The sequence below is a fragment of the Deltaproteobacteria bacterium genome (genome assembly GCA_009930495.1).
Lineage (GTDB): Bacteria > Desulfobacterota > Desulfovibrionia > Desulfovibrionales > Desulfomicrobiaceae > Desulfomicrobium.
Window position 1 is genome coordinate 1 of the sequence record RZYB01000025.1, and the last position, 22,437, is coordinate 22,437.

Here is a 22,437-nt window from a genome sequence, read left to right on the forward strand (position 1 = left end):
AAAGAGGCACCTCACGAGCGTTCCCCGGTAGCTCAGTTGGCAGAGCAGGTGGCTGTTAACCACCCTGTCGGCAGTTCAAATCTGTCCCGGGGAGCCAGACAATCCAAGCCCTTCATCAGAAGGGCTTTTTTTATTTTCACGGGTTGCCCCTTGCTTCCGGCCCCGCCACGCAGCACAATGGGTTTCATGCACGCATCCTCCACACCCGCCACGGATCACGGCCGCATCGTGGGCGAGCACCCGCCCTGCCTGGACCCCGCGCAGTTGGAACAGCTGGAGCGGGAGTTCACGACGTGGGCGGCCAGCGCCCGGCGGGCCGACGTGATCCTCTCGCGCAAACGGGTATTGCTGATCTTTTTGCTCATCCGCCACACCGGGGCCAAATTGAACGAAGTCGCGCGCCTCGACCCAATCCGGGACATCGACCATGACCGACTGCTGATCACCTACGGCGGCCCGGAAGGCGAAACGCGGACAATCCCCATCTCCACGACCCTGAGCCACAAAATCCGCGACCTGCTGGCTTCTCCCGAACTCCACGAGGCCGTGTCCCAAGGCCTGGGCGTGGACCCGGGTTTCATCCGGCGCAAATTCTACGAACGGGCCGAAGCCCGGGGCTTTCCCAAGCAACTTGGCGCGCCGGAAATGATCCGCAAATCACGCGGCGTGGAGCTCATGCGGGCCAACATGCCCTTGCCCGCCGTGCAGCTCTATCTGGGACATTCCAGCCCCAATCTGACCTCGGCCTACGTGTCATTTTCGGAGGACGAAATCCGGGCCGTCACGACCTCGTTCCTGGAACGGGAAGCCAGGCGCGCCACCAGCGCCCGAAACGCTTTTTTCGGGAAAATCACCGCCATCCACGCCGGGGACATCCAGGCCACGATTCATCTCCGAACCATGGACGGCCTCGACATCGTGACCGTCATCACCCAGGGCAGCCTGGAGCGACTGGGCCTCAAACCCGGCCGGCTGGCCGCCATCGAGGTCAAGGCACCCTGGGTCACCGTGCACGCGGGCCGGACGGAGCCGCTCTGCACGGATGAAAACCGCTTCCAGGGCACGGTCCTGGAAATTCGGCACGGACAAACCAACAGCGAATTCTCGCTGCGTATCACGGACACGACCACGCTCTGCGCCCTGGTCGGCAACGACGCCCTGGCCCGTTTGAATCTGAACGTGGGCGACCAGGCCTGGGCCGTGTTCAACAGCCATGCCGCCGTGCTCCATGTGGACGCATGACCATGACCCATCCATCCGCCCACGAGGAGACCTTCATGAACCGCTCCACGCCCGCTTTTTGGCCCTGTCTCATTCCCGCCCTGTTCGCCGTGCTCCTTCTCGCGGCCTGTGGCGGACCACGCCTCGCGGACCGCTACCAACCCGGCGCGTCCGAAATCAGCCTCTGGCGCGGGGAACGTATCCCACTGGATCCCGCGTGGCACTACATCGGAGACAAACGGCTGCCGGTGCGGGGGGCACTGTGGACCGGCAATCTCGTGCCCTCGGACCAGGTCGAAACCCTGATCTTCACCCAGGCCACGGACTCCGGCACGGCCATCATGCTCCTGAGCCGGATCGACAAAACCGGGGGAATTGAAGTCTTCCGCCCTCTCGGCGGGATAAAAACGGAACTAGCCGGGCAGGCTTACCGTCAAGTCCGATACGGGCTGGATGCCAACTCGGCGGATTCCGAATACAGCGCCTATTTCTCGACCGTGCGCCAAGCCGGCCTGCCCCTGGCCCCGCGCTATACAGCGCGGATTTTCGACCGCCTGCCCTTGGACACGGTCCTGATCCGGATCATGGAACTGACCCCGGGCATGGCCAACCAGCCATTGCCCAGCTATGGCCGGCTCTACCCCCAGGAACGGCGGGAGACCCTGCCCCGACATTTTTTCTAGCTGGCTTCAGGAATTTTTTTTGGAGCCGTTGTCTTGACAGGGCCGTCCGTCTTCCCTAAAAGCGCCTTCTGGCTGACGTTCCCCGGTAGCTCAGTTGGCAGAGCAGGTGGCTGTTAACCACCCTGTCGGCAGTTCAAATCTGTCCCGGGGAGCCAGAAAATTTTAAACCCCTTGAGCAATCAAGGGGTTTTTTCTTTGCCGTCGCCAGTCACGACGGAATCGTATCCTCGCGACGCGGCGGCCATTGCCACGCAAGGCCGCGCGTCGCGGACAGCCGCATCAACGATCAGCCAGCCGTGGCCTTGCGCGTTTCCACGTAGTGCGCGGCGGCCAAGGCGGCCACACAGCCGTCGGCGGCGGCCAAAACGATCTGATTGGCGTATTTCTGACGCAAATCGCCCACGGCGAAAATCCCCGGCAGACAGGTCTCGCACTTCTCGTCCGTGACCACATAGCCTGTTGCGTTCATCTTGACTCCGGCCGGGACGAGCTGGTTGTTGGGCGAGAAGCCGACAAAAATAAACACACCGTCGGTCTTGAGCTCGCTCATGGCACCGGTCCGGACATTCTTGACGCTGACCCCCGTCACCCCCTGGTCGTCGGCCAGGACCTCGGTGACCACGGAGTTGAGCACAGTGGTGATGCGCGGCTCGGCCAAAACCCGCTGCTGGAGAATACGACTTCCCCGGAATTCATCGCGGCGATGCACCAGATATACCTGGGCGCAAATTTTGGAGAGATAGAGGGCGTCTTCCAGGGCCGTATCCCCGCCGCCAATGACGGTCACGATCTTGCCCCGGAAGAAAAAACCATCGCAGGTGGCGCAGTAGGACACACCCTTGCCGAAATTTTCGTTCTCGCCCGGCACGGAGAGTTTGCGCGCCGTGCCGCCAGCGGCCAGAATCACGGCATGAGCCGTCAAGCGGGTGCCATCGGCCAGAACGACTTCATGGTAGTTCATCCCGGGCTCGACCCGACGGACCTCGCTCTCGCGGATTTCCAAGTCATAACGCTTGGCATGGTTCAAAAATTTCTCGCACAGCTCGAAACCGCCGATTTCCTCGATACCCGGATAGTTTTCCACATCCTTGGTCAGGGCAATCTGTCCGCCCGGCATGCCTTTTTCCACCAGCACCGTGTTCAGGGCCGCGCGCATGGCATAAATTCCGGCCGACAAGCCAGCCGGGCCGCCGCCGACAATGATCAAATCATACATGGGATTTTCCAAGACCACCTCCTCTGCGTAAGGTTCATTCCTTTGAGTTTTCGTCCTTGCCAAAGGCGGCAAGGGCCTTGGCCAGCGTGTCCAGGCGGGCGTCGACCAAGGCGTACAGGGAACCCTTGGGGTACGTGCCGTCCTTTTTCCGCGCGCCGGCCTTTTTGCCAGTCAAAATTTCGATTCCTTCCTCGATGGTGCTCACGGCCCAGACATGAAACCGACCATGTGCCACCGCCTCGACCACTTCGGGCTTGAGCATCAAGTCCGCCACGTTGGCCTTGGGAATGAGCACGCCCTGCTCGCCGGTCAACCCCTTGGCCCGGCAACAGGCGTAAAAACCCTCGATCTTGTGGTTCACACCGCCAATGGCCTGGACTTCTCCATTCTGGTTGACCGACCCGGTCACGGCGATGCCCTGCTTGATGGGCACCCCGGACAGGCTGGACAACAAGGCATGCATTTCCGTGGACGAGGCACTGTCCCCGTCCACGCCGGCGTAGCTTTGCTCGAAGGCGATGGACGCGCTCACGGCCAACGGTTTGTTCTGGGCGAACATGGCCCGCAGATAGCCACTCAGGATAAGCACGCCCTTGTTGTGGGTGCTCCCGGACAGATCCGCCTCGCGCTCGATGTTGATGATGCCGGCCTTGCCCATGGACGTCGCGGCCGTGATCCGACTGGGCTTGCCGAACATGACATCACCCAGACTGTACACGGCCAAACCGTTGATCTGCCCAACCCTGGCTCCGTCCGTGTCGATCATGATGGAGCCACGATCAATCATCTCTTGAATTTTTTCCTCGATCAGGCTGGAACGATGGATCCGGGCATCCACGGCGGCGGTCACGTCCTCGGCGCGCACGATGTCCCGACCATTTTCGGCCGCCAGATAATCCGCCTCCATGAGCAGATCGGTCAAACGCGGGAAGGTCGCGGCCAGCTTTTCCCGGCGTCCGCCCATGCGCACCGCCTCCTCGACCACCGCGGCCACGGCCGAGCGGTCGAACGGATGCAACCCGTGCTCCGCGCTCCTGGCGCCAATAAAACGGGCGAGCTGGAAGACGGCCTCGTCGGTACGCGCCATGGTGCTGTCGAAATCCGCCCGGACCTTGAAAACCTTGGGCACGTCCTCGTCGTAATGTTGGAATAATTGATACCAATACGGGTCGGCCAGGACGATGACCTTGATGTCCATTTCAATGGGTTCGGGCTTCATGGCCGAAGTGGTGAACAGATAGAACGGATCGTAGGTCTGGATCTCCATTTTCCGGCTTTTAAGGGCCCGTTTGAGCGACGGCCACACGCCGGGTTCGACAATGGCGTCGAGCAGATTGAGAACCAGATATCCGCCATTGGCCCGCACAAAGGATCCGGCCTTGATCTTGGAAAAATCCGTGCGCCATACCCCCGAACGGTCCACGATGCGCTCGATGCCGCCGAACAGATTGCGATAGGTCGGATATTCCTCGATGATGACCGGAGGCCCCTGCTGCTCGCTGTTGTCCACCAAGACGTTAACGCTGTAGGGCTCGAACGGATCCCCCAGGGGGATCATGGGCACCTGGGGGCGATCCTGGGTCAAAAAAATAGGCAGATTGTCGACCATGTCGTCGATCATGTGCTGGAAATACTTGTCCAACTCGGCGCAGGAAAATTCCGTCTTGAGCGGCGCGATAAGACCCTCGGCCAGGTTGGAAAACATGAGTTTGTCGGCCTGACGGTTCTTTTCCTGAATTTCCTTCTGCAGCGCCCGGATCTGCAAAAAAATGGAATCAATCTCGGTCTTGATTTCCAGATGCTCGGTCTTGATCCGTTCGAACTCATCCTTGGGGAAACGCCCCTTCTCGACCATCTGTTCCAGTTTCAAGACCGGCGTGGGCTCGCCATCCACGATGGGCATGACTTCCGGCGGCTGTCCCTGGCGGCCCTGGAACGTGACCAGGGCGAAACCCGCCTCCTTGACCCGCTTTTCCAGATTCAGAAAAAAAGTCGCGGTCTTTTTCTCGTAGGCTTCGTTGATCTCGTTCTTGCGGTTCAGATATTCCGGGCTCTCGAAAAGCTTGGGGACTTCCTTCTTCAAGTCCTCGACCAGGTCCTGCATGGCTTTCTTGAGACGAACACCAAGGCCCGGACCGAGACGGATCAGAATCGGAGCCTCGGTATTCTTGAAATTATTGAGGTAGCACAGGTCGCCGGGCGTGCCATTGGCCCCCGCCGCCTTGGACAGCACCTTCCTGACCGCGTCCATGCGCCCGGTGCCCGGGGCACCGGTGACCAGAATGTTGTACCCCGGTTTTTTGATCCCGATTCCAAAGCGCAACGCCCGCGTCCCGCGCTCCTGCCCCAGAATTTCATCCAAGGGTTCGAGATCGGCCGTGGTTTCAAAAGACAGGGAGTCGAGATCGAGCGTCCAGCGCAGATCGGCCGGTGCCAATTCATGAATATCAGTCATTTCCACCTCGTTCGTTGTGCCCTGGCGCCTCGTCGGAACAGGATCGCCCCGGGGCCGGACAATTGGGAAGATGGATGCGCAGCACGCCATCGTCGAAACGAGCCACCACCTTGTCGCCCCGAACCGGGCAGGGCAGCTGCACCGTGGTGGCGAAGGATCGGCGGATGACGGTCCGCCGCCGCGCGTCGGCGTCGATCCTGTCCCCGCGAATAAACAACCACCGGCCCTGGATCGCGAAGTGAAGGGTTTCCGGCTTCAACTCCGGAGCGCGAAGCGTGACCACGATCGCGTCCGCCGTGACCTCCACGTGAAGTTCGGGCTCCTGACTGGGCATGCGCAAATCAAAGGGCTTGCAAAAATCCCGGACCAAGCAATCGAACAATTCCTGCATGTCCCGCCGGAGCTTGTTCAGCTCGTCCATGTGCCAGAGATGCAAATCGGACATATTCCCTCCGCCGCCGCGACCCGGCCTGGAAAAAAACGTCTCGCCCGCTCGGAAACGACGTGCTGTCAGGATTGTGCTCCATTTCCGGCGTCGCGGCCAGCACAAAAAAAACCGTCGTGACCAATTCTGGAAAAAAGACCCCGAGGCGAAATATTACCGGGGTCGCCGATGGTCAGAATATCCTCCCGCGTCTGGTCACGGTCAAGCCCGCGTTCCAGCATCGCGCGCAGATCGGCCAGCCCGCATTGGCGCTGGGCATGGTCAAAATCCACGACCACGAGCCGCACGCGGGGATGGACCAAGCGCGGCTCCGGCAGCATCGCGAAGCGCCGGGACCAAGGTCCCCGCAGGGCGCGCATGCGGCTGATCATGCCCGACGCCAAGGTCCAAGGCCGGGGGCACGTGCGCAGTTCCGCCTCCAGGTTCCGGATTCGCGCGCGGATCCCGCCCGGTCCGGCCAACCGCAAATCCTGATCCGCATAGCGTCGCAGCAGGAAAAAAACACAGGTTCCGTCAGGAGTCAGGGCGACCAAATCCACCCGGCCAAGGGGCAGGGGCACGTCCACCCCGATCACGCAGGCGTGGCGCCTGTACAGGCGATCCAGCACCGCGCCGCGCCGGTTTGGATACCCGCAGACCCGCTTCCGAACCACCGTGTATCGCGCCGCCAACTCCGTCAGGCTGTCGATGCGGGCCGCAGGTGGCCGCCCGCCATGCGCGCTCAGCATGGCCCTGGACCCTGGATGCGCGGGGATCAGATACTCATGAGCGATTCGCACGGCCAATTCATCGCCACCGCGATTGATTTCCAAAAAAGGGGTGCCTCGCAAACGCACGACAACGCCATCTTCATCGCAACGCGTCACGATTTCCGGATCGGCCAGTATCCGACTCCACCAACTTCCGGGATCGTCGGCCAAGGCATTGCAAAGCCGGACCCCGTCCGCCCACGGGCAGGACGCATCGGAAAAATCCACCCCGTCCGAGGACGCTTCCGTGGCGCCCTCAACGCACTGCATCATAAGACCAAACCTCCCGGCCGATACTTCAGGCGTCAGCCTAGACGGAGCACTCGATCCCGGACGCGGCAAACCGGGCCTCGACCAAGGCGCCAACATCCAGATCTTGAGCCCGAAATTTGGAAAACGGCACCTGGACCCGCAAGGGGCGCCCCAAATCCACGCTGACCAAAACCTGCTCCCCTTCCAGCTCGATCCGAAAAATCGGCCCGCGATTCAAACCAGGGCCGTCCACGGGCTTCAAGGTGATTTGTTCCGGATCCACGACCACCCGGCCCCGGCCCCGCAGCGTCGTGTCCACCGGCATGCAAAACCCTGTCGCGATCCGACACCAGGCCTGCCCGTCCTCCTCGAAAAATTGGCCGGCAAAAGCGTTGACCAGGGCCCGCGAAACCACGCGGCCAGCCTCCATATAGATCACGTTCGGGCACAAGGCCCACGCCTGGGAGCGGTTGTGCGTGCACAAAACAATGGTCATGCCCCGACTGTCCCGCATGTCCGCCACGACCTGTTCGATGACGGCCCGGTTTTGGGTGTCCACGCTGGCCGTGGGTTCATCCAGCAGCAAAACGCGCGGCCCGCAGGCCAGGGCGCGGGCAATGGCCACGCGCTGGGTCTCGCCGCCGGAAAGCCGGGGAGCATGGGCATCGGCCAGATGGGTCAGACCCACCAAATCCAGGGCGTCCTCGACCCGACGGGACAACTCCAGGCCGGTCAGGCCGCGCAATTTCAGGCCAAAACCGACGTTGTCGCGCACACTGCGGCTGAACATGATCGGATGTTGTTCCACCAAACCCACTTGGCGTCGCAGCGGGCGCAGCTCGGATTCCGACCAGACCACGACCTTGCCGGCAAAACGCACCTCGCCGGCGTGGGGCGGCGTCAAAAAAGCCAGGACTCCCAGCAGGGTCGACTTTCCGGCGCCGTTGGGTCCCTGCAGGGAATACGCCTGCCCCATTTCGAGACCCAGATGGTCCACGTCCAAAATGCGGCGGCCATCATGGGTCATGGACACGCCGGACAATTCGTACAGGCTCATCGCACGGTCCTCCCCTGCACATAACCCAAGGCAGTATTCACGACCAGGCTCAGAGCCAGCAGCACGATGCCCAAGGCCAGGGACAGCACGAATTCACCCTTGTCATACTCCAGGGCCATGGCCGTGGTCATGGTCCGCGTGAACCCCTTGGCGTTGCCGCCGAGCATCATGGAAATGCCGATTTCGGAAATGACCCGGCCAAAAGCGGCCACCACCGCGGCCATGATGCTGAACCGGGCCTCGCGCAACACGACCAGGGCCACTTGCCAGGGGGTGGCGCCCAGGGTCAGGGCGGTGCGCCGAAAACGGTCGTCGACACGTCCGACAGCGGCGATGGTGAAGGCGACAATGATCGGGGTGATCAAGATGATCTGACCGATGATCATGGCTTTTTGCGTGTACAGCCACCCCAGGGGGCCAAAAACGCCACGCCTGGAAAGAAGCGAGTACACCAAAAGCCCGATAACCACCGTGGGCAGGGCCAGCATGGTGTTGAAAAAAGTAATCAGCGCCTGTTTGCCCCGAAAACGGCCAATGCCGATCCCAAAGCCAATGGGAATACCCAGGACGCACGCGGCCAGCGTGGACCAGATGCTGATATTGAGAGAAACGCCGACAATAAAAAAAAGTTCCGCGTCCATGCTGGTGAGCAACGTCAACGCGGACCACAGACTATCCAGAAACATACCGAAAACCTCGGGAAAAAACCGTGACGTGAACACAAACGCGACGGCCCGGGCTGTTCGGAGCCGCCGCGTTTGCCATGGCGTTACTTGGCGTCGGGGAAAAAGAGCTGTTGACCAAGCAGTTTGTAGTTGGCGATGACGGCCTGCCCGCGTTCCGAGACCAGCCATTTGGCGAAGGCATCGGCCAAATCAAAACGGACATGCGAAAACTTGGCGGGATTGACCGGGATCACGCCGTAGGGATTGAACAATCTCTTGTCTCCCTCGCAAATGGGCTCCAGATCCAAACCTTCCTGCCGGCCATACTTGTATTGCACATAGGTTCCACGATCCGTGATGGTGTAGCCCTGCTTTTCCTCGGCAAAAACCAGGGTCTTGCCCATGCCCTGGCCAATGGACATGAACCCCTTCATCGCGGCTGGATGAACGGCCTTGAAGGTCACCTCCTTGTTCTTGGCCTTGAACACGGCGTCCTCTTCCTTGAGTTCGAGGCCGCTGTCCTTCCACAATTCCTGCTCCTTGGCATGGGTGCCGCTATCGTCTCCACGGGAGACGAACACGGCCTCGGACCGGGCGATCTTCTTCATGGCGACGGCGGCGTCCTTGCCCTTGGCGCCAGCGGGGTCGCTCGCCGGGCCGATCAACAAAAAGTCGTTGAACATGACATAATACCGTTTTGTACCGTACCCATCGGCCACGAATTTTTCCTCGCGGGCAGGATCATGCACGAAAATAACATCCACATTGCCGTCCATGCCGTCACGGATGGCCGCGCCGGTTCCCTTGGCCATGACCTTGACCTCGATCCCCGTGTCCTTCTTGAACTCAGGCAGCAAGACGTCCAGCAGGCCCGACGACTGCGTGCTGGTCGTGGTCGACATTTTCAAAACCTTGTCCTGGGCGGCCACCAGCGTGGGCAGCAAAAGACTCAACACCGCAACCAGCATTCCGATTTTTTTCATGATTCCTCCTCTGATTAAAAACAGGAACACAATACACACGGGCTATGCCTGTGATGATATACGAGGAAGACCAGCCCAGGTCAACGTGACGCTCAGCGCAAAACAGTCCGAACCGACGGCTGGGCGTCGGCCCTGCCAGATCCGCGCTGATGGACAAGAGGAAGGATGAAATCCGAGGAGGCCAAGGCCACGCCGTCGCTGACCCGCACGACCCGGGCATTGACGAAAATTTGGCGCTCGATGGTGGTGCAGGTACCCACGAGAATGGAATAGGCGTCCACGTCGAGATCAATCCTTGCCGGGTCACGGGACAAGGCCAGCACCCCATCCGAGGGGCCCAGGGCCAACTGATCCGCGCGCAGCTGGACCTCGGCCACGGAGTAGCCATGCTGGCTGAGACGGGACGCGATTTGTTCGGAAATAAGCCGCCCCAGATCGCTTGCGGAATCCAGATCGGAAGACTCCACGAACGAAGCCGCCAACATGGGATACCCGACAGCCTCCCCGCCCTTGAGTTGGGCATGGAGATGGTCCGCGGCCCGGTACGCGACCTTGAGCACGTCGGCCTGTCGCTTTTCCCCGGAGCCGGACCACCGCCCCGGCCCAAGATTCGCGCAGCCCCCCTGCAGCACCACCAACACCAGTATCACAACCAATCCCGACTTTTTCATCCGTGCATCCTCCCGTCGCGGTATCCTGACAAAACAGCTCGCTCCCCAGTCAAAAGCAGGTTACGTGCCAAAAAAATCAAGTTAAGAATTCGCGAAAACCGACGATAGAGGAAAAGAACACCAACCCAAAGGACTGAACAATGCGTGGCTTTTTCACTCTTGTCCTGATTCTCCCGTTTCTCGGAGCCTGTGGGGCCGTGAAGGTGAATTCCTCCCAGGAGTCCACCCTGGTCACGGCCCAGGCTCCGATCCCCACCGGCTATCATCTCGGCACCCAACAAAAAATGCAGGCCATGCAGCATTGGGACCAGCTGGCCGACAAGGTCGCGACCCAGGGCAGCCAGGCTTTCGAGCATTTTTTTCCTGGCGGGGGAATGGAGGTCTATGTCGCGCCGGCGGGAACCACGCCCTTCGCCAAGGTGTACCGGGAGGCATTGATCACCCATCTCGTCGCCCAGGGCGTGCCTGTCGGCTTTTCTCCCGAAAACAGCGTGATCGTGGAGGTCAAGACGGAACTGATCAACCATTCCCGCGCCCTTTCCCGCACGACCGACGGCTTCCGGCGCTCGGTGGAGCCAGGCTTTGTCCAGCGCCGGGACGGGAATGGCCGCTTCCTGCCCGTGCCCATCGTCGCCGAGGAGAGTGGATATCTGCAAAGCGACACGCCCAACGCCGAAATCCAGGTGACAACGTCCCTGGTGCACCAAAACGCCTATATCTATCGCGATTCAAGCATTTTCTATGTCAACGAGACAGAATGGCGGCACTACCAGACCCGCGCCCCCCGTGGCGGGGTTGAACTCAAACGATACGCGCTGGAGAGCAAATGAGACGCGCCATCATCATCTTTTGCCTTTTCCTGCTGTGCACACCGGCCTGGACCCATGCCGGGTGCAGACAGTCGCGCATCGACGACCTCTGCGCGGCCATGGCCGAGGAACTGGCAACATCGATCCAGGTCCGTCTGGACCGGGGCGCGGCCATCATGGCCGTGTCCTTTGTCGACCTGCACCACCTGGAACAAACGTCCGACCTCGGACGCATCCTGGGCGAGGGGATTGGCGATAGCTTCCATCACCACGGCTACCGCCTCGTCGAGCCGCGTCTGCGCTCCCACAGCCTGACCACGCACGACCAAAGAGGAGAATTCGCCCTCAGCCGGGACTCGCGCCATATCGCCCCCGAAATCGATGTCCAGGCCATGTTGACCGGGACCTATGCCCTGGCCGATGGCGGTGTTTTCGTCTCGGCCCGAATCATCGACGCCCGGAATAAAAGCATTCTGGCCACGGCACTGTGCCAGCTTCGCCTGACTCCGGAAGTGGCCTCCTTGCTTGCCTCCCATCCCGCCAGTCCAACGCGAGCCGCCGAGGCCTTGCGTCCACTCCATGGCCCCGACGCCCGTGTCATCCAGGGCAAATTGCAAGCCCTGGGCCTTTACCGGGGCAAAATCGATGGCATCTGGGGGCGCAGGTCGTCCATGGCCTTGCGGCAGTTCAAGGCCATCCGTGGCCTGCCCCCCGAGCCCGAATGGGACCAGAATACCCAGGAGACCCTGCTGTCCGCCATCCCCGACAAATGACCCCGCTCCGGAGCCACGATCTGGCTCCGGACAAAATGACTTTTCTTCAGAATTTTCCTTGACGACCGTATTTTTCAGACATAGCTCACCTTCGCTTCAAAACGATATTCACAAAACTTTTCATATTTCAGAACATCGAGGTTTTCATGCGCGAAGTCACCATGTTTTTGCACACCCAAAAAATCCCGCAACGCCCCGCCGTGTTGCGCCAAGCCTGCGCAACGGCCCGCGTGGCCGTGCGCCACGCCTTGCGCCGGATCATCTCCCGCCTGCACGGTCATGGCGGACAATCCACGGAACTGTTCTGATCAGTCCCGATCACGAACACCGCGCCAATCAAAAAGGCCGGACAGTAAAACTGTCCGGCCTTTTTGATTGGCGCGAATGATGGCTCCTCGTCAGGGAAGATTCAACCCCGAAGAACAGCCTCCGTCCGACCCTCGCGCGCAATCACGACATGCTTCCGGGAATCGCAGTTCGCCGGGACACGCCCCTATCGATCAAAACACGACGCCGACGAGTATTCGACCCGGTCCTTATATTCCGCCTGCTTGCCCTTGTTCCACATCTTGACCGGCCGGTAATATCCCACCACTCGCGTGTACACCTCGGTTTCCTGACCACAATGCGGGCAGGTGATTTGCTCGCCGGGCAGATACCCGTGGTCCTTGCAGATGGAAAACGTCGGGGTAACGGAAATATAGGGAATTTTCGTCTCGCTCAAAGCCCGCACGATAAAGGCGCGCAAGGCGTCGATATCCGGCACGGACTCTCCCAAAAAGCTATGGAACACCGTGCCGCCGGTATACAAAGGCTGTAATTTGTCCTGGTGCTCCAAGGCCGTGAACACATCGGTCGTGTAGCCAACCGGGAGCAGGGTCGAATTGGTGTAATACGGCACGCCATTGCCCGAGGCCTGGATGTCGGCGTAAAGCTTCTTGTCGATCTTGGCCAAGCGATAGCTGGTGCCCTCGGCCGGCGTGGCCTCCAGATTGTACAAATTGCCCGTCTCCTCCTGAAAGGTGGCGGTCAGGGCGCGTAAACGATCCAGCACGCGGATCATGAGCCGGGTGCCGGCCTCGGTCTCGATACCCTTGCCCAAAAGGTTCAGGCACGCCTCGTGGCCGCCCAGCAAGCCAATGGTGCTGAAATGCCCCCGGAATCCATTTTTCAGATAACGCCGGGAAAAGGGAAACATGCCCTTGTCCATGTTATCGGTGACCATTTTGCGTTTGAATTCCAGGGAATCCTTGGCCAGCCGCGCGTATTCGCCGACCAGATCCAAAAAATCCTCCTCGCCCTGGGCAAGATACGCCAACTTGGGCAGATTCAACGTGACCACGCCGATGGAGCCGGTCAAATCCCCGGCTCCAAACAAGCCGCCCGTGCGCTTGCGCAACTCGCGCAGGTCCATCTGAAGACGACAGCACATGGAACGCACGTCCTCGGGCTTTAAGTCCGAATTGATGAAATTCTGAAAATACGGGGCACCGTACTTGGCCGTGAGCTTCAACAGCAGCCGCCCCACTTCGGACTCCCAGGGAAAATCCGGCGTGATGTTGTAGGTCGGAATGGGAAAGGAAAAAATCCGACCATGGTAGTCACCGGCGAGCATGACCTCCAGGAAAGCCCGATTGATCATCTCCATCTCGACCGTGAACTCGCCGTAGGAGGCATCCTGAAGCGCTCCGCCGATGATGGCCGCCTCGGAGGCGATGTGCGCGGGTGGCGTCAGGTCAAAGGTCAGGTTGGTGAACGGACTTTGCCCGCCCCAACGCGAGGTCGTGTTCAGATTGAACACGAATTTTTGCATGGCCTGTTTGACCTCGTCGTAGCTCAAGCCATCGTGACGAACAAAGGGAGCCAGGTACGTATCCACATTGTTGAACGCCTGAGCCCCGGCCCATTCATTCTGCAACGTCCCCAAGAAATTAACCATCTGTCCCATGGCCGCATCGAAATGGCGTGGCGGCCCCGACGAGCAGCGCCCCTCCAGGTTAAACCCCTCCAGGAGTAGATCACGCAGGGACCACCCCGCGCAGTAACCGGCCAAGCCAAAGGACAAATCATGGATATGAAAATAACCATGCTCGTGGGCCTGGCGGATTTCCTCGGGGTATTTTTCCAGGGAATAGCGGGCCTGGACCGAGCCAGACAAATGCAACATGAGCCCCTGGAAGGAGTGGGCCATGTTGGCATTTTCACTGACCCTCCAGTCGGACTTGTTCAGATAGCTGTCGATGGTCTCGGTCACGTCCAAAAACGTCTCGGTCTGGCTGCGAATCTGGCGGCGCTTCTCGCGATACACAATGTACCGCCGGGCCACATGGTACAACCGGGACTCCATGAGCACCTGTTCCACCATGTCCTGGACCATCTCCTGCTCGGGACTGGGCATGTTTTCGAGCTTGTGCTCGACCTTGCCGGCCAAACGCTTGGCCAACAGGGGGTCCTTGATACCGCTGGCGTTGAGGGACTTCAAAATAGCCAAGGTGATGCGGTCCAAGGACCACGTTTCGACTCGGCCATCACGTTTCACAATATGCTGGGGCATGTACTCTCCAATAGGGTCGGGCGGATGGGGTCCATCATTTTTCAGAACGAGGCGGCACGAAATCCTGGAACACAAAGGGCTGACCGTCTGGGACCTGTTTCCGGGTCGATTCCAACTCCTTGTCCGTCAACAACGGCACCTTGGTGCAGCGAAAAAGGACTTGGCCGGGAAATTCCCGCGCCAGATCGAAAACGCGCTCCAGGCAACGCTTGGCGTCACTGGCGGACAGAGCCTGACCGGTCAGTTCCGGGTACAACTCCCACGGCCCCTTGACGTCCACGGCCACGGTCCGCGCCAGACCGGAGCGCAGCAGACGATCCAGCATATCCGGGTCCGAGCCGTTGGAATCGACCTTGATGGGCAAGCCCACCGTGGCCAGATCGGCCACGAGATCGACAAGCCCTGGAAGATGGGTCGGCTCTCCGCCGGACACGGTGATGCCGTCCAGCCAACGGACGCGGCGATGCAAATCGTCCACGATGGTGTTCCGGTCCAGGGCCGGCAAATCATGCCAATGCCAGGCCAAGGACGCGTTGTGACAGGTCGGGCAACGCAAATTGCAGCCAGCCGTGAACAGCACGCACGTGATCTTGCCGGGCCAGTCGCATAAGCTCACCGGCACCACGCCACGGACGCGCTCCCAGACGGAAGTCGTGTCAGCCATGAATGTCTCGAAATGATGGTTGCAAAATCCCAACACCCTGCATCCGCGTGCAGAGGGTTACGAGAAATGCTTCAGGCAGGTTTTCTGACTTCCCCGACCGCGCATCGCCTTCCCACCTTGCGGCAGTGGCCCATGATACGCGGCGCTCGCGGAGTTACAGCGGCGGGACCGTCCCGGATTCGCACCGGGTTCCCTCGTGGCGATTATCGCACCTGAAGTAGTTGAGCAGAACGAGGATCCGTGTACGGCACTCCACGGAAAAGTGGCAATCAAAACTTTTCCACATCGGCCTGTGGACGCATGTTCCCAAACCCCGCGAGGCGCTTCAGCCATGAGCCAGCGACGTATTATGCCTCAAAAAAGAACATCCAGCCACGGGCAGGGCCAGGGCAAAAAACACCCCCAGACTCAAAAACACGACCGCGAATCCATGACTGTCGGCGATCCTCCCGACCAGGGGGCCGGTGAGCACGAAACCCAACCGAAACACCAAGCTGTGCAGGGACAGAATACTGGCCCGATTGCGCCGCTGGCTGGCCTGCTGGAGCAAGGCCCGCATGACCGGCCCCTGCAGCCCCCGCATGGCGGTCAACAGATAATAAAAGACAAAGCTGGCCACGGCCGAGGTCAACCCCAGCCCCAAATATGCGCCGACAATGAGCACTCCAAACATGACCGAGAGCTTGCGCAGCCCCAGTTTATGCTGAACGCGGTGGCTCCAGGCCGAAGCCGCGGCCACGACAAGATTCGCCCCGGCCCAGGCCGGCCCAAACCATGCCAGGGGAACGCCGCACTCGCGCATGAACGGCTGCACCAGCCAAACCATGTAAAACGAGGCCAGCCCCAACAACATTCCGAACACAATGGTCGATCGGATGGCCGGATTCTCGATCAGGGCGTGACGGCACACCCCCAGGGCCTCCGCCAAATGGGACGAAATCCGAGGCCCATGATCGACCCGGGGTTCGTCCAGGGTCAGGCACAACAACAAGGCGGCCACCCAAACCAGAATCTGCGCCACAAAGGGCGCGCTGGGCGAAGCCGCGTACATGAAACCCGCGAACATGGCGCCAGCGGCCTCGCCGACCTGGGCCCACCCCGCCATCCGGCCATCGCATCGGGCGTACAGGTCCACGCGGTTGGCCGCGCGCAGAATTTCAAAGAGCAATGCCGTGTCCGAACCGCTGATAAAGGAATAGCTCACTCCCAGCAGTAATTCCGCGCCCAGCACCTCCCAAAAGGACGCGGCCACGATGTACCACCCCCACCCCGCCATGGCGAACACGCACGCCACGATCAGGGCGATCTTGTAACCAAGGCGATCGCTGATATACCCCGAAGGGTACTCCATGGCCACGCTGGCCACGGAAAAAAAAACCTGGATCGTCAAAATCTCGGTCAGGGACAAGCCGATCTGATCCTTCCAAAACAGGGTGATGATGGCCATGGGGAAAAGCATCATCTTCAACGCCGCGAAGAGATTGAGCACGACAAGGGTTTTCCGCAAGGAAGGGGTCGGAATCATGACGTCATCGATAGTCCGCGCCGAGCAAAAGAAAAAGGCCGGAAAGCCGGCCTTTTTCTGGATACAAGCAACGTCGGGTCCTTACTTGTTCAGCTTCACTTCCTGGGGAAAGATCGGCAGATACCGATAGGACAGGCTCATGACAAAAAAGCCATAGGCCACGATCATGAGCGAGGTCGACCATTCCGCCCAGTTGGGAACATACGTGGTCCAACGGTCAAAGGGCATGACCGGAACGGCCAGGGCCTGTACCGTGAAGACGAAACGGTTGATGGTCACGCCCACCGCGGCCAGGATAGCGGCGGTGTACAGCAGGGCGGGTTTGTTCCGGACAGCGGGGATGATGAGCATCACGGCCGGAATCAGGCCGCCAAGAACCAGCTCGCCCCACAACCAGATGGTGCCGTAGCCGTACTCGCTGTTGTACATTTGGTCGAAGGTCAGGCCCATGCCCGGCAAAATCCCCTTGGCCCAGGCGTAGGTGTCGATGATCTTGAAGAACATGTAGAAGCACAGCAGCAGGCCGGAAATCTTGCCCATCAGCTTCTTGGTTTCATAGCTGACCAGCTTCCGACCGGTGATGGTCTCCATCAACGTGGCGCACAGCATGGTGAAGCCGGGTCCGGAAGCAATGGCCGAGGCGATGAACAGGAAAAACGTCCACGGCCAGATGAAAAAGCCTTCGCGGAACACGAACGGACGACCGAAGAGCACGCCATACATGCCACCCAGGGAGCCCTGGTGGAAGAAGGACAAGAAGGTTCCGATGCCGGCGAAAAGCGGCATATAGACATGGAAATTGTGCGCCAGGTGATGGCAGAAACGATTTTCGTTGATCTTGCGGTTTTCCAGGATCAGCGGAACGTATTCAATGACCAGCACCGTGCAGTAACAGGTGATGCAAAAAATGACTTCCGTCAGCATGGAGTGAACATTGGGGTGCCAATACCCAAACCAAGCCCGCAGCGGCTGACCAATATCCAGCACCAGGACAAGCATGGCGCCGGAATAACACAGAAAGCCGACGATCACCGCGAGATTGATGATATTCTTCAGTTCGTCGACCCGAATGATGTAGCGCAGGAATCCGGAAAAAAAGGCCCCGGCGCCCAGGGCGATAACCGCCAGGTCAAAGGTGATCCACAAACCGAAACCAAAGTAGTTGTCCAAACCAGTCACGCCGATGCCCGTCCCCAGAACCTTGAACGCGCCGTATCCACCCCAGGCGAGGAAGATGCTGATCACGCCCAACCAGGCCAGGAACTTCCCAACAGAACAACGTTCCACCCCTTCGGGCCAGTACGCTCTATCAGACATGTTCGCCCCCCTTGGCATTCTCTAGGTAGTTGTCCCCAAGCTCCCGCACCCATTGCCGCTTGGAGTAGTAATACACCTGCGGTTCGGTACCGAGTTTTTCCAGCAGGCGGAAGGCGTACTTGGACGCGGCCAGCTTGCTGACTTCATGCTCGGGATTGTTCAGATTGCCGAACTTCATGGCGCCGGTCGGGCAGATCTCGACGCAGGCCGGAATGTACGCGCCTTCCGGCAGATTCGTTGGATCCTCGCCATTCATGCGGGCCTGTTCCTTGGCCGCCATGAACCGGTGATGGCAGAAGGTGCATTTTTCGACCACGCCGCGCGGCCGGGTCGAGACATAGGGCGTCAGTGTCTTTTCCATGCCTTCCGGCCAGACCGGATCGAGCCAGTTGAAATAGCGGGCATGGTAGGGACAGGCCGCCATGCAGTACCGACAGCCGATGCAACGCGGGTAAACCTGACTGACAATACCGCCCTCCTCGTCCTTCAGGGTCGCCACGACCGGACAGACCGTGGAACAGGACGGCTTGCCGCACTGCATGCACGGGCGAGGGAGATAGGCCACCTCGTGCTCGGGAAAGGGCTTCCCATTGGAAAGCTCGTATATGTTCATCCAGTCGGTGGTCCGCAGCTTGTTGGACGCATCGACTTCCGGGGGCAGGTTGTTCTCCGCCTTGCAGGCCACGGCGCAGGCGCCGCAGCCGGTGCACTTGTCAAGGTCAATGACCATGCCCCATTTTACCTTGAATTCTTTTGCTTGCATTGTAGATATCCTCTTGTTTTCTCCAGGTGGTCAAGAACCGCTACGCCTTGCTGACTGTGACCCGCGTCGTGCCCACCCGGGAAATTCCGGAAGAGTCGACCTTGGCGGTCAACAATTTGCAGACGTTGTCTCCCTTGCCTCTGGAAAAATCATCCCACGCGGTGTGGCCAAATCCCAAGGGCGCCACCACGGTATCGTTCATCACGCCCTCGAAGACGCGCACGCGGGCCTTGCATTCGCCGGCGGCGGAGGCCAACTTGACCAGATCGTCCTTCCTCAGCCCCAAATTCTTGGCCGTGGCGCCGTTGACCAGCACATACATATCCTTGCCAAGCATTTCGTCGAAACGAATGGTATTGGTGCCAAAGGGCGGCGTGGCGATTTTCGAGCTCCCGATCTTGAGCCGCACGACCGGAGCCAGGGCCAGGGTCTTGTCGGCCGCCGGAACCGGGATTTCGGCCAGGGGAGCCAGGGCCAGATCCTGGGCCGGGAATTCCTCGCCCACCCACGGTGAACCCTGGGTCAAGGTCTCGTAATCAGCACCCAGTGCCTCGGCCTTGGCCTTGACCACGTCCTCGAAGGAAGCAAAGCCCAAATCAAGGCCAGCCTTGGCTGCCACGGCCAGCAACACGTCGCCGGCGGGCTTGGTGTCATGGACGGGCTTGATGATGGGAGCGGCCACGGTGTAATTGGGCCGACCAGAGCCATAGGGGGAATAGGCGTCGTCCAGGCGCTCGAACGCGTAGCAATCGGGCATGATCAGATCGGCCATGGCCGCCGTTTCATCCATGAAGGGGCTGAAGGACACCACGAAACCGACTTTGTCCATGGCCGCCAGCACCTTGTCCAGATTGGGCAGGGCATGGGCCGGATTGGCGGCGTGCACCAACATCACCGCCGGGGCGGTGGTTCCACCGTCGGCGATGGCGGTCAAATAGGACACGACATCCTTGCCCAGACGGGTCTTCATATCCGCGGCCGCGCCCACCACCGAGGGGTTCCACGGCAGAATGCGCACGCCGCCCGCGGCGTTGACGCGACCAAGGAGCATATTCAAACTCATGCCTGCGGCGGCTTCCATGGCGCCCAGACCAAAACCGGCCGAAGCCGCGGTCAGGACCAGGGGCTGTCCGGCAGTGGACAATTCCTTGGCCAGGCCCCTGATCACCTCGGCGGGCACACCGGTGACCCCGGAAACCATTTCCACGGAATACTTTTTCACGGACGCCGCGAATTGGGCAAATCCAGACCACGCGGAACGGTCCCGACCATCCTCGACGACACAGGCCGCCAACCCCAAGGCCAGAATCGGTTCCGTGCCGGCGGCGCAAGGGATCCACATATCGGCGACGGCTGAGGTTCCATTCTGAGCCGGACCAACATAAATATACTTGACGTTTTTCTCGCGGCTGGCGGCGAAGGCCTTGCCATTGCGCGCCACGTTGCCCCAGGAATCCAGGGCGTCGGCCCCGAGCATGAGCACCAGGCTGGCGTTTTCGATATCGTAACCGACCTGACCGTCCCCGCCCAACATGGCCAAGGCACTAGCCGTGGGAGCGCTTTCACTCGGCATCAGAAAGGCCTTGTCCGATCCGGACTTGCCCACGATCCCGGCCAGAATATCCGTGACCGACCCGGTTTCGTCGCCGCTGATCATGGCCACGTCCGACGCGGCGGCCTTGAGCTTGTCCGCCAGCAACGCCTCCGCTTCTTCCCAGCCGATATCCTTGAAGGCCTCGCCGTCCTTGATTTTGGGATTTTTCACCCGGGAAGGGCTGTAAAGCATCTGCACGCTGGTCGCGCCCAGGGGACAGATCCCGCCAAGGCTCAGAGGATGCTCGGGATTGCCCTCGGCCGCGACCGGGTTGCCCCCCACGGTCTTGACCTTGATACCGTAGGCGTCGGAACCCAACTTGCAAATCGCCGGCTGCTTGGCTTCCTCGCCATAGTTAAGGCGGGGAATCCAGGGCCAGTTCTGGGTCCAGATCGAGACATCATCCAAGGTCTTCCAGATCACGGGAGTGCAGAGGCTGCCCACGACACCGCCGGCCACTAGAGAAATAAAGCTTCTTCTATCGAGTCCCATCGTACATCCACTCCTCTCTTATTTGTGGCACACAAAGCAGGCGTTGCTCGCACCATTCTTGGCGTGACATTCCTCGCACTGCCACATCTTCATGGTATCCTTGCTGTAGCCCGAAAGCCTGTTTTCATAATAAGCGGGCGGAGTGCTCATCTTGGCCATGTCATGATGACACTCGGTACACGCGAACTTATCCTTGTGCGCGATATGGGAAAAATAGACGTTGTCCGGCTGGGTCTGATACGCCAACCATTCAACTTCCTTTTCCTGACGCATGTACTCGGCTACAAAGCGCTCTTCCTCGGGATCCTCTCCCTGAACGTCCTCATGACACGCAATACAGTTGGCGCTGGTGGGGAGGCCGGTAAAGGAGCCATTCTCCCGAAACGAATGACAATCCTCGCATGCCATCGCCTGACCATCCACGTGCACGACGTGATCGAACCGGATGGGCTGGTCTTTCTGACTGTACAGGACTTTGGGAAAGCCCCACCACCCAAGCACGATCGATGCCACCAAACCAACTAGGAATGGCAACACCACGCAGCTTTTGCATTTTGCCACAGTCCTCTCCTCCTACCGCGTTTAAGATGAAAATATGAAAAACGGACACGAAATAATTGTCTTCCTGTATTCAAGAGGCTCTGCTTGTGTCAAGAGATAATGAAAAAAATCACGAACTTCCAAACAAGCATAACCCCTTCGCCCGCATGACTTTTCCTCCAGAAATCAGGCCATTTCCTACCGGCGAGTTCGGCTATCCTTGCGTTCGCACGGTACACCCCTCGGGCCAACCCGGGCCAGGATCCATGCTATTGACAAAGACTTTCCTCCCAAACTTACGCCACAAGCTTTGCCGGCCATCGACAAAAAGGCCCTTCTTTCTCTTGTCCACACACCTGACGCGTGGGAACATCACCGCGAGACGCGGCGTGGCCATCGTTGAACCCGCGGCAACAGTCGCCGATGGCGCAACCATGAGACCTAACTGTCAGGGAAACAGGATTTTTTATTATTCGCCGCAATGCGCGATGCACGCGCGCGACGGTCGAACGAGGAGAAAAACACCATGCGCATTCCGACCGTCGTCCAGGCCGTCGTTCTGACCATCCTCTTGGCTCAAGCTGCCTGGGGCGGCACCTGAGGAGAACGGCCCTACAAAAAATCCTTTTCCAAGGAGCATCACGGCCGCGTGGACGCGCGCGTGGGCAGCGACTCCAAGGTCGACGTCCTGACCCGAGAACACGCCGTGGAGGTGGAAAAAGCCCGCAACTGGGACAACAAGGCCATCGACAAGAGCCTGGAAAACGCCAACAGATCCGGGAAAAAGGCGGGGATCGCCATCATCAGGGAAGGGAGCTCCCTGGACGATTATCGCGTCCGGCGCTTGAAACGCGAAATCAGAACACGGGATTTGGATATCAAGGTCTGGGAAATCGAGAACAAAGACGAGGAGCAGGAGCTCCACGACAGGAAGACCACGAAAACAAATGAAGCCGAACCATGACGGTCCGGCTTCTCGTGATTTTATCGCAGTGGCGGAGGGTTAGTC

Annotated in this window: 20 protein-coding genes, 2 tRNA genes and 1 riboswitch; of the genes, 7 read left to right on the forward strand and 15 right to left on the reverse strand. The window is 59.9% G+C overall.

From position 1 onward, the window contains the following. Window positions 1–21: 21 nt before the first annotated feature. From EOL86_04045 to EOL86_04060, 4 genes are all read left to right on the forward strand, one after another. A tRNA-Asn gene (locus tag EOL86_04045) sits at window positions 22–97 on the forward strand. Between the two features lie 89 nt (window positions 98–186). Next, window positions 187–1,242, forward strand: a complete 1,056-nt coding sequence (locus tag EOL86_04050; GenBank protein NCD24753.1) for a transporter — start codon at window positions 187–189, stop codon at window positions 1,240–1,242. 2 nt (window positions 1,243–1,244) lie between these two features. Then, window positions 1,245–1,904 carry a hypothetical protein gene (locus EOL86_04055; protein ID NCD24754.1) on the forward strand — a complete coding sequence of 220 codons (660 nt, stop codon included), beginning with the start codon at window positions 1,245–1,247 and terminating at the stop codon, window positions 1,902–1,904. Window positions 1,905–1,983: 79 nt separating this feature from the next. After that, window positions 1,984–2,059 (forward strand) — tRNA-Asn (locus EOL86_04060). A 131-nt stretch (window positions 2,060–2,190) separates the two neighbouring features. Here EOL86_04060 and trxB read toward each other — a convergent pair. The 8 genes from trxB to EOL86_04100 form a co-directional block, all read right to left on the reverse strand. Continuing rightward, window positions 2,191–3,120: a thioredoxin-disulfide reductase gene (gene trxB, locus EOL86_04065; GenBank protein ID NCD24755.1), complete on the reverse strand. Its 930-nt coding sequence runs from the start codon at window positions 3,118–3,120 to the stop codon at window positions 2,191–2,193. Between the two features lie 34 nt (window positions 3,121–3,154). Beyond that, window positions 3,155–5,575 carry an ATP-binding protein gene (locus EOL86_04070; protein ID NCD24756.1) on the reverse strand — a complete coding sequence of 807 codons (2,421 nt, stop codon included), beginning with the start codon at window positions 5,573–5,575 and terminating at the stop codon, window positions 3,155–3,157. Beyond that, entirely contained in the window at window positions 5,568–6,020 is a 453-nt protein-coding gene (locus tag EOL86_04075; GenBank protein ID NCD24757.1) for an Hsp20/alpha crystallin family protein, read from the reverse strand. The genes EOL86_04070 and EOL86_04075 overlap by 8 nt, the downstream gene beginning before the upstream one ends. Window positions 6,021–6,085: 65 nt before the next feature. Next, window positions 6,086–7,042 (reverse strand): hypothetical protein, encoded by a 957-nt coding sequence (locus EOL86_04080; protein ID NCD24758.1) that lies wholly within the window; start codon window positions 7,040–7,042, stop codon window positions 6,086–6,088. 37 nt (window positions 7,043–7,079) lie between these two features. Then, window positions 7,080–8,078 (reverse strand): ATP-binding cassette domain-containing protein, encoded by a 999-nt coding sequence (locus EOL86_04085; GenBank protein NCD24759.1) that lies wholly within the window; start codon window positions 8,076–8,078, stop codon window positions 7,080–7,082. Beyond that, on the reverse strand, window positions 8,075–8,764 hold the full coding sequence (locus EOL86_04090) for an ABC transporter permease subunit (protein NCD24760.1): 690 nt from the start codon (window positions 8,762–8,764) through the stop codon (window positions 8,075–8,077). Before EOL86_04090 ends, EOL86_04085 begins: the two co-directional genes overlap by 4 nt. Before the next feature lie 83 nt (window positions 8,765–8,847). After that, window positions 8,848–9,726 carry a tungsten ABC transporter substrate-binding protein gene (locus EOL86_04095; GenBank protein ID NCD24761.1) on the reverse strand — a complete coding sequence of 293 codons (879 nt, stop codon included), beginning with the start codon at window positions 9,724–9,726 and terminating at the stop codon, window positions 8,848–8,850. 92 nt (window positions 9,727–9,818) lie between these two features. Continuing rightward, window positions 9,819–10,397, reverse strand: coding sequence for a hypothetical protein (locus EOL86_04100; GenBank protein NCD24762.1), 579 nt, complete (start codon window positions 10,395–10,397; stop codon window positions 9,819–9,821). A gap of 140 nt (window positions 10,398–10,537) precedes the next feature. Between EOL86_04100 and EOL86_04105 the strand changes: the two genes are divergently transcribed. Then, window positions 10,538–11,227, forward strand: coding sequence for a hypothetical protein (locus EOL86_04105; protein NCD24763.1), 690 nt, complete (start codon window positions 10,538–10,540; stop codon window positions 11,225–11,227). Then, complete coding sequence (locus tag EOL86_04110; GenBank protein NCD24764.1) at window positions 11,224–11,979, forward strand: hypothetical protein; 756 nt, start codon at window positions 11,224–11,226, stop codon at window positions 11,977–11,979. The genes EOL86_04105 and EOL86_04110 overlap by 4 nt, the downstream gene beginning before the upstream one ends. A 493-nt stretch (window positions 11,980–12,472) precedes the next feature. On the opposite strand, the gene EOL86_04115 is transcribed toward EOL86_04110, so the two are convergent. From EOL86_04115 to EOL86_04145, 7 genes are all read right to left on the reverse strand, one after another. Next, a complete protein-coding gene (locus tag EOL86_04115) occupies window positions 12,473–14,533 on the reverse strand; it encodes a ribonucleoside triphosphate reductase (GenBank protein ID NCD24765.1) in 2,061 nt (686 codons plus the stop codon). A gap of 34 nt (window positions 14,534–14,567) precedes the next feature. Next, a complete protein-coding gene (locus tag EOL86_04120; protein ID NCD24766.1) occupies window positions 14,568–15,197 on the reverse strand; it encodes an anaerobic ribonucleoside-triphosphate reductase activating protein in 630 nt (209 codons plus the stop codon). Window positions 15,198–15,253: 56 nt separating this feature from the next. Continuing rightward, window positions 15,254–15,428: riboswitch (cobalamin riboswitch) on the reverse strand. A 94-nt stretch (window positions 15,429–15,522) separates the two neighbouring features. Continuing rightward, window positions 15,523–16,722, reverse strand: a complete 1,200-nt coding sequence (locus tag EOL86_04125) for an MFS transporter (protein ID NCD24767.1) — start codon at window positions 16,720–16,722, stop codon at window positions 15,523–15,525. Between the two features lie 81 nt (window positions 16,723–16,803). Continuing rightward, a complete protein-coding gene (locus EOL86_04130; GenBank protein NCD24768.1) occupies window positions 16,804–18,039 on the reverse strand; it encodes a molybdopterin oxidoreductase in 1,236 nt (411 codons plus the stop codon). Then, entirely contained in the window at window positions 18,032–18,802 is a 771-nt protein-coding gene (locus EOL86_04135) for a 4Fe-4S dicluster domain-containing protein (GenBank protein NCD24769.1), read from the reverse strand. Before EOL86_04135 ends, EOL86_04130 begins: the two co-directional genes overlap by 8 nt. A gap of 40 nt (window positions 18,803–18,842) precedes the next feature. Beyond that, on the reverse strand, window positions 18,843–20,888 hold the full coding sequence (locus tag EOL86_04140; GenBank protein NCD24770.1) for a molybdopterin oxidoreductase: 2,046 nt from the start codon (window positions 20,886–20,888) through the stop codon (window positions 18,843–18,845). A gap of 18 nt (window positions 20,889–20,906) precedes the next feature. After that, on the reverse strand, window positions 20,907–21,449 hold the full coding sequence (locus tag EOL86_04145; protein ID NCD24771.1) for a cytochrome C: 543 nt from the start codon (window positions 21,447–21,449) through the stop codon (window positions 20,907–20,909). A 628-nt stretch (window positions 21,450–22,077) separates the two neighbouring features. On the opposite strand from EOL86_04145, the gene EOL86_04150 reads away from it, so the two are divergent. Further along, window positions 22,078–22,392 carry a hypothetical protein gene (locus EOL86_04150; GenBank protein NCD24772.1) on the forward strand — a complete coding sequence of 105 codons (315 nt, stop codon included), beginning with the start codon at window positions 22,078–22,080 and terminating at the stop codon, window positions 22,390–22,392. The last annotated feature ends 45 nt before the right edge of the window (window positions 22,393–22,437 follow it).

Coding starts and splice junctions, on each gene's coding strand:
- EOL86_04075 (NCD24757.1), bottom strand. CDS start 6,020: ATGTCCGATTTGCATCTCTGGCACATGGACGAGCTGAACAAGCTCCGG.
- EOL86_04100 (NCD24762.1), bottom strand. CDS start 10,397: ATGAAAAAGTCGGGATTGGTTGTGATACTGGTGTTGGTGGTGCTGCAG.
- EOL86_04055 (NCD24754.1), top strand. CDS start 1,245: ATGACCCATCCATCCGCCCACGAGGAGACCTTCATGAACCGCTCCACG.
- EOL86_04090 (NCD24760.1), bottom strand. CDS start 8,764: ATGTTTCTGGATAGTCTGTGGTCCGCGTTGACGTTGCTCACCAGCATG.
- EOL86_04080 (NCD24758.1), bottom strand. CDS start 7,042: ATGATGCAGTGCGTTGAGGGCGCCACGGAAGCGTCCTCGGACGGGGTG.
- EOL86_04110 (NCD24764.1), top strand. CDS start 11,224: ATGAGACGCGCCATCATCATCTTTTGCCTTTTCCTGCTGTGCACACCG.
- EOL86_04105 (NCD24763.1), top strand. CDS start 10,538: ATGCGTGGCTTTTTCACTCTTGTCCTGATTCTCCCGTTTCTCGGAGCC.
- EOL86_04135 (NCD24769.1), bottom strand. CDS start 18,802: ATGCAAGCAAAAGAATTCAAGGTAAAATGGGGCATGGTCATTGACCTT.
- EOL86_04070 (NCD24756.1), bottom strand. CDS start 5,575: ATGACTGATATTCATGAATTGGCACCGGCCGATCTGCGCTGGACGCTC.
- EOL86_04125 (NCD24767.1), bottom strand. CDS start 16,722: ATGATTCCGACCCCTTCCTTGCGGAAAACCCTTGTCGTGCTCAATCTC.
- EOL86_04095 (NCD24761.1), bottom strand. CDS start 9,726: ATGAAAAAAATCGGAATGCTGGTTGCGGTGTTGAGTCTTTTGCTGCCC.
- EOL86_04130 (NCD24768.1), bottom strand. CDS start 18,039: ATGTCTGATAGAGCGTACTGGCCCGAAGGGGTGGAACGTTGTTCTGTT.
- EOL86_04115 (NCD24765.1), bottom strand. CDS start 14,533: ATGCCCCAGCATATTGTGAAACGTGATGGCCGAGTCGAAACGTGGTCC.
- EOL86_04050 (NCD24753.1), top strand. CDS start 187: ATGCACGCATCCTCCACACCCGCCACGGATCACGGCCGCATCGTGGGC.
- trxB (NCD24755.1), bottom strand. CDS start 3,120: ATGTATGATTTGATCATTGTCGGCGGCGGCCCGGCTGGCTTGTCGGCC.
- EOL86_04140 (NCD24770.1), bottom strand. CDS start 20,888: ATGGGACTCGATAGAAGAAGCTTTATTTCTCTAGTGGCCGGCGGTGTC.
- EOL86_04085 (NCD24759.1), bottom strand. CDS start 8,078: ATGAGCCTGTACGAATTGTCCGGCGTGTCCATGACCCATGATGGCCGC.
- EOL86_04120 (NCD24766.1), bottom strand. CDS start 15,197: ATGGCTGACACGACTTCCGTCTGGGAGCGCGTCCGTGGCGTGGTGCCG.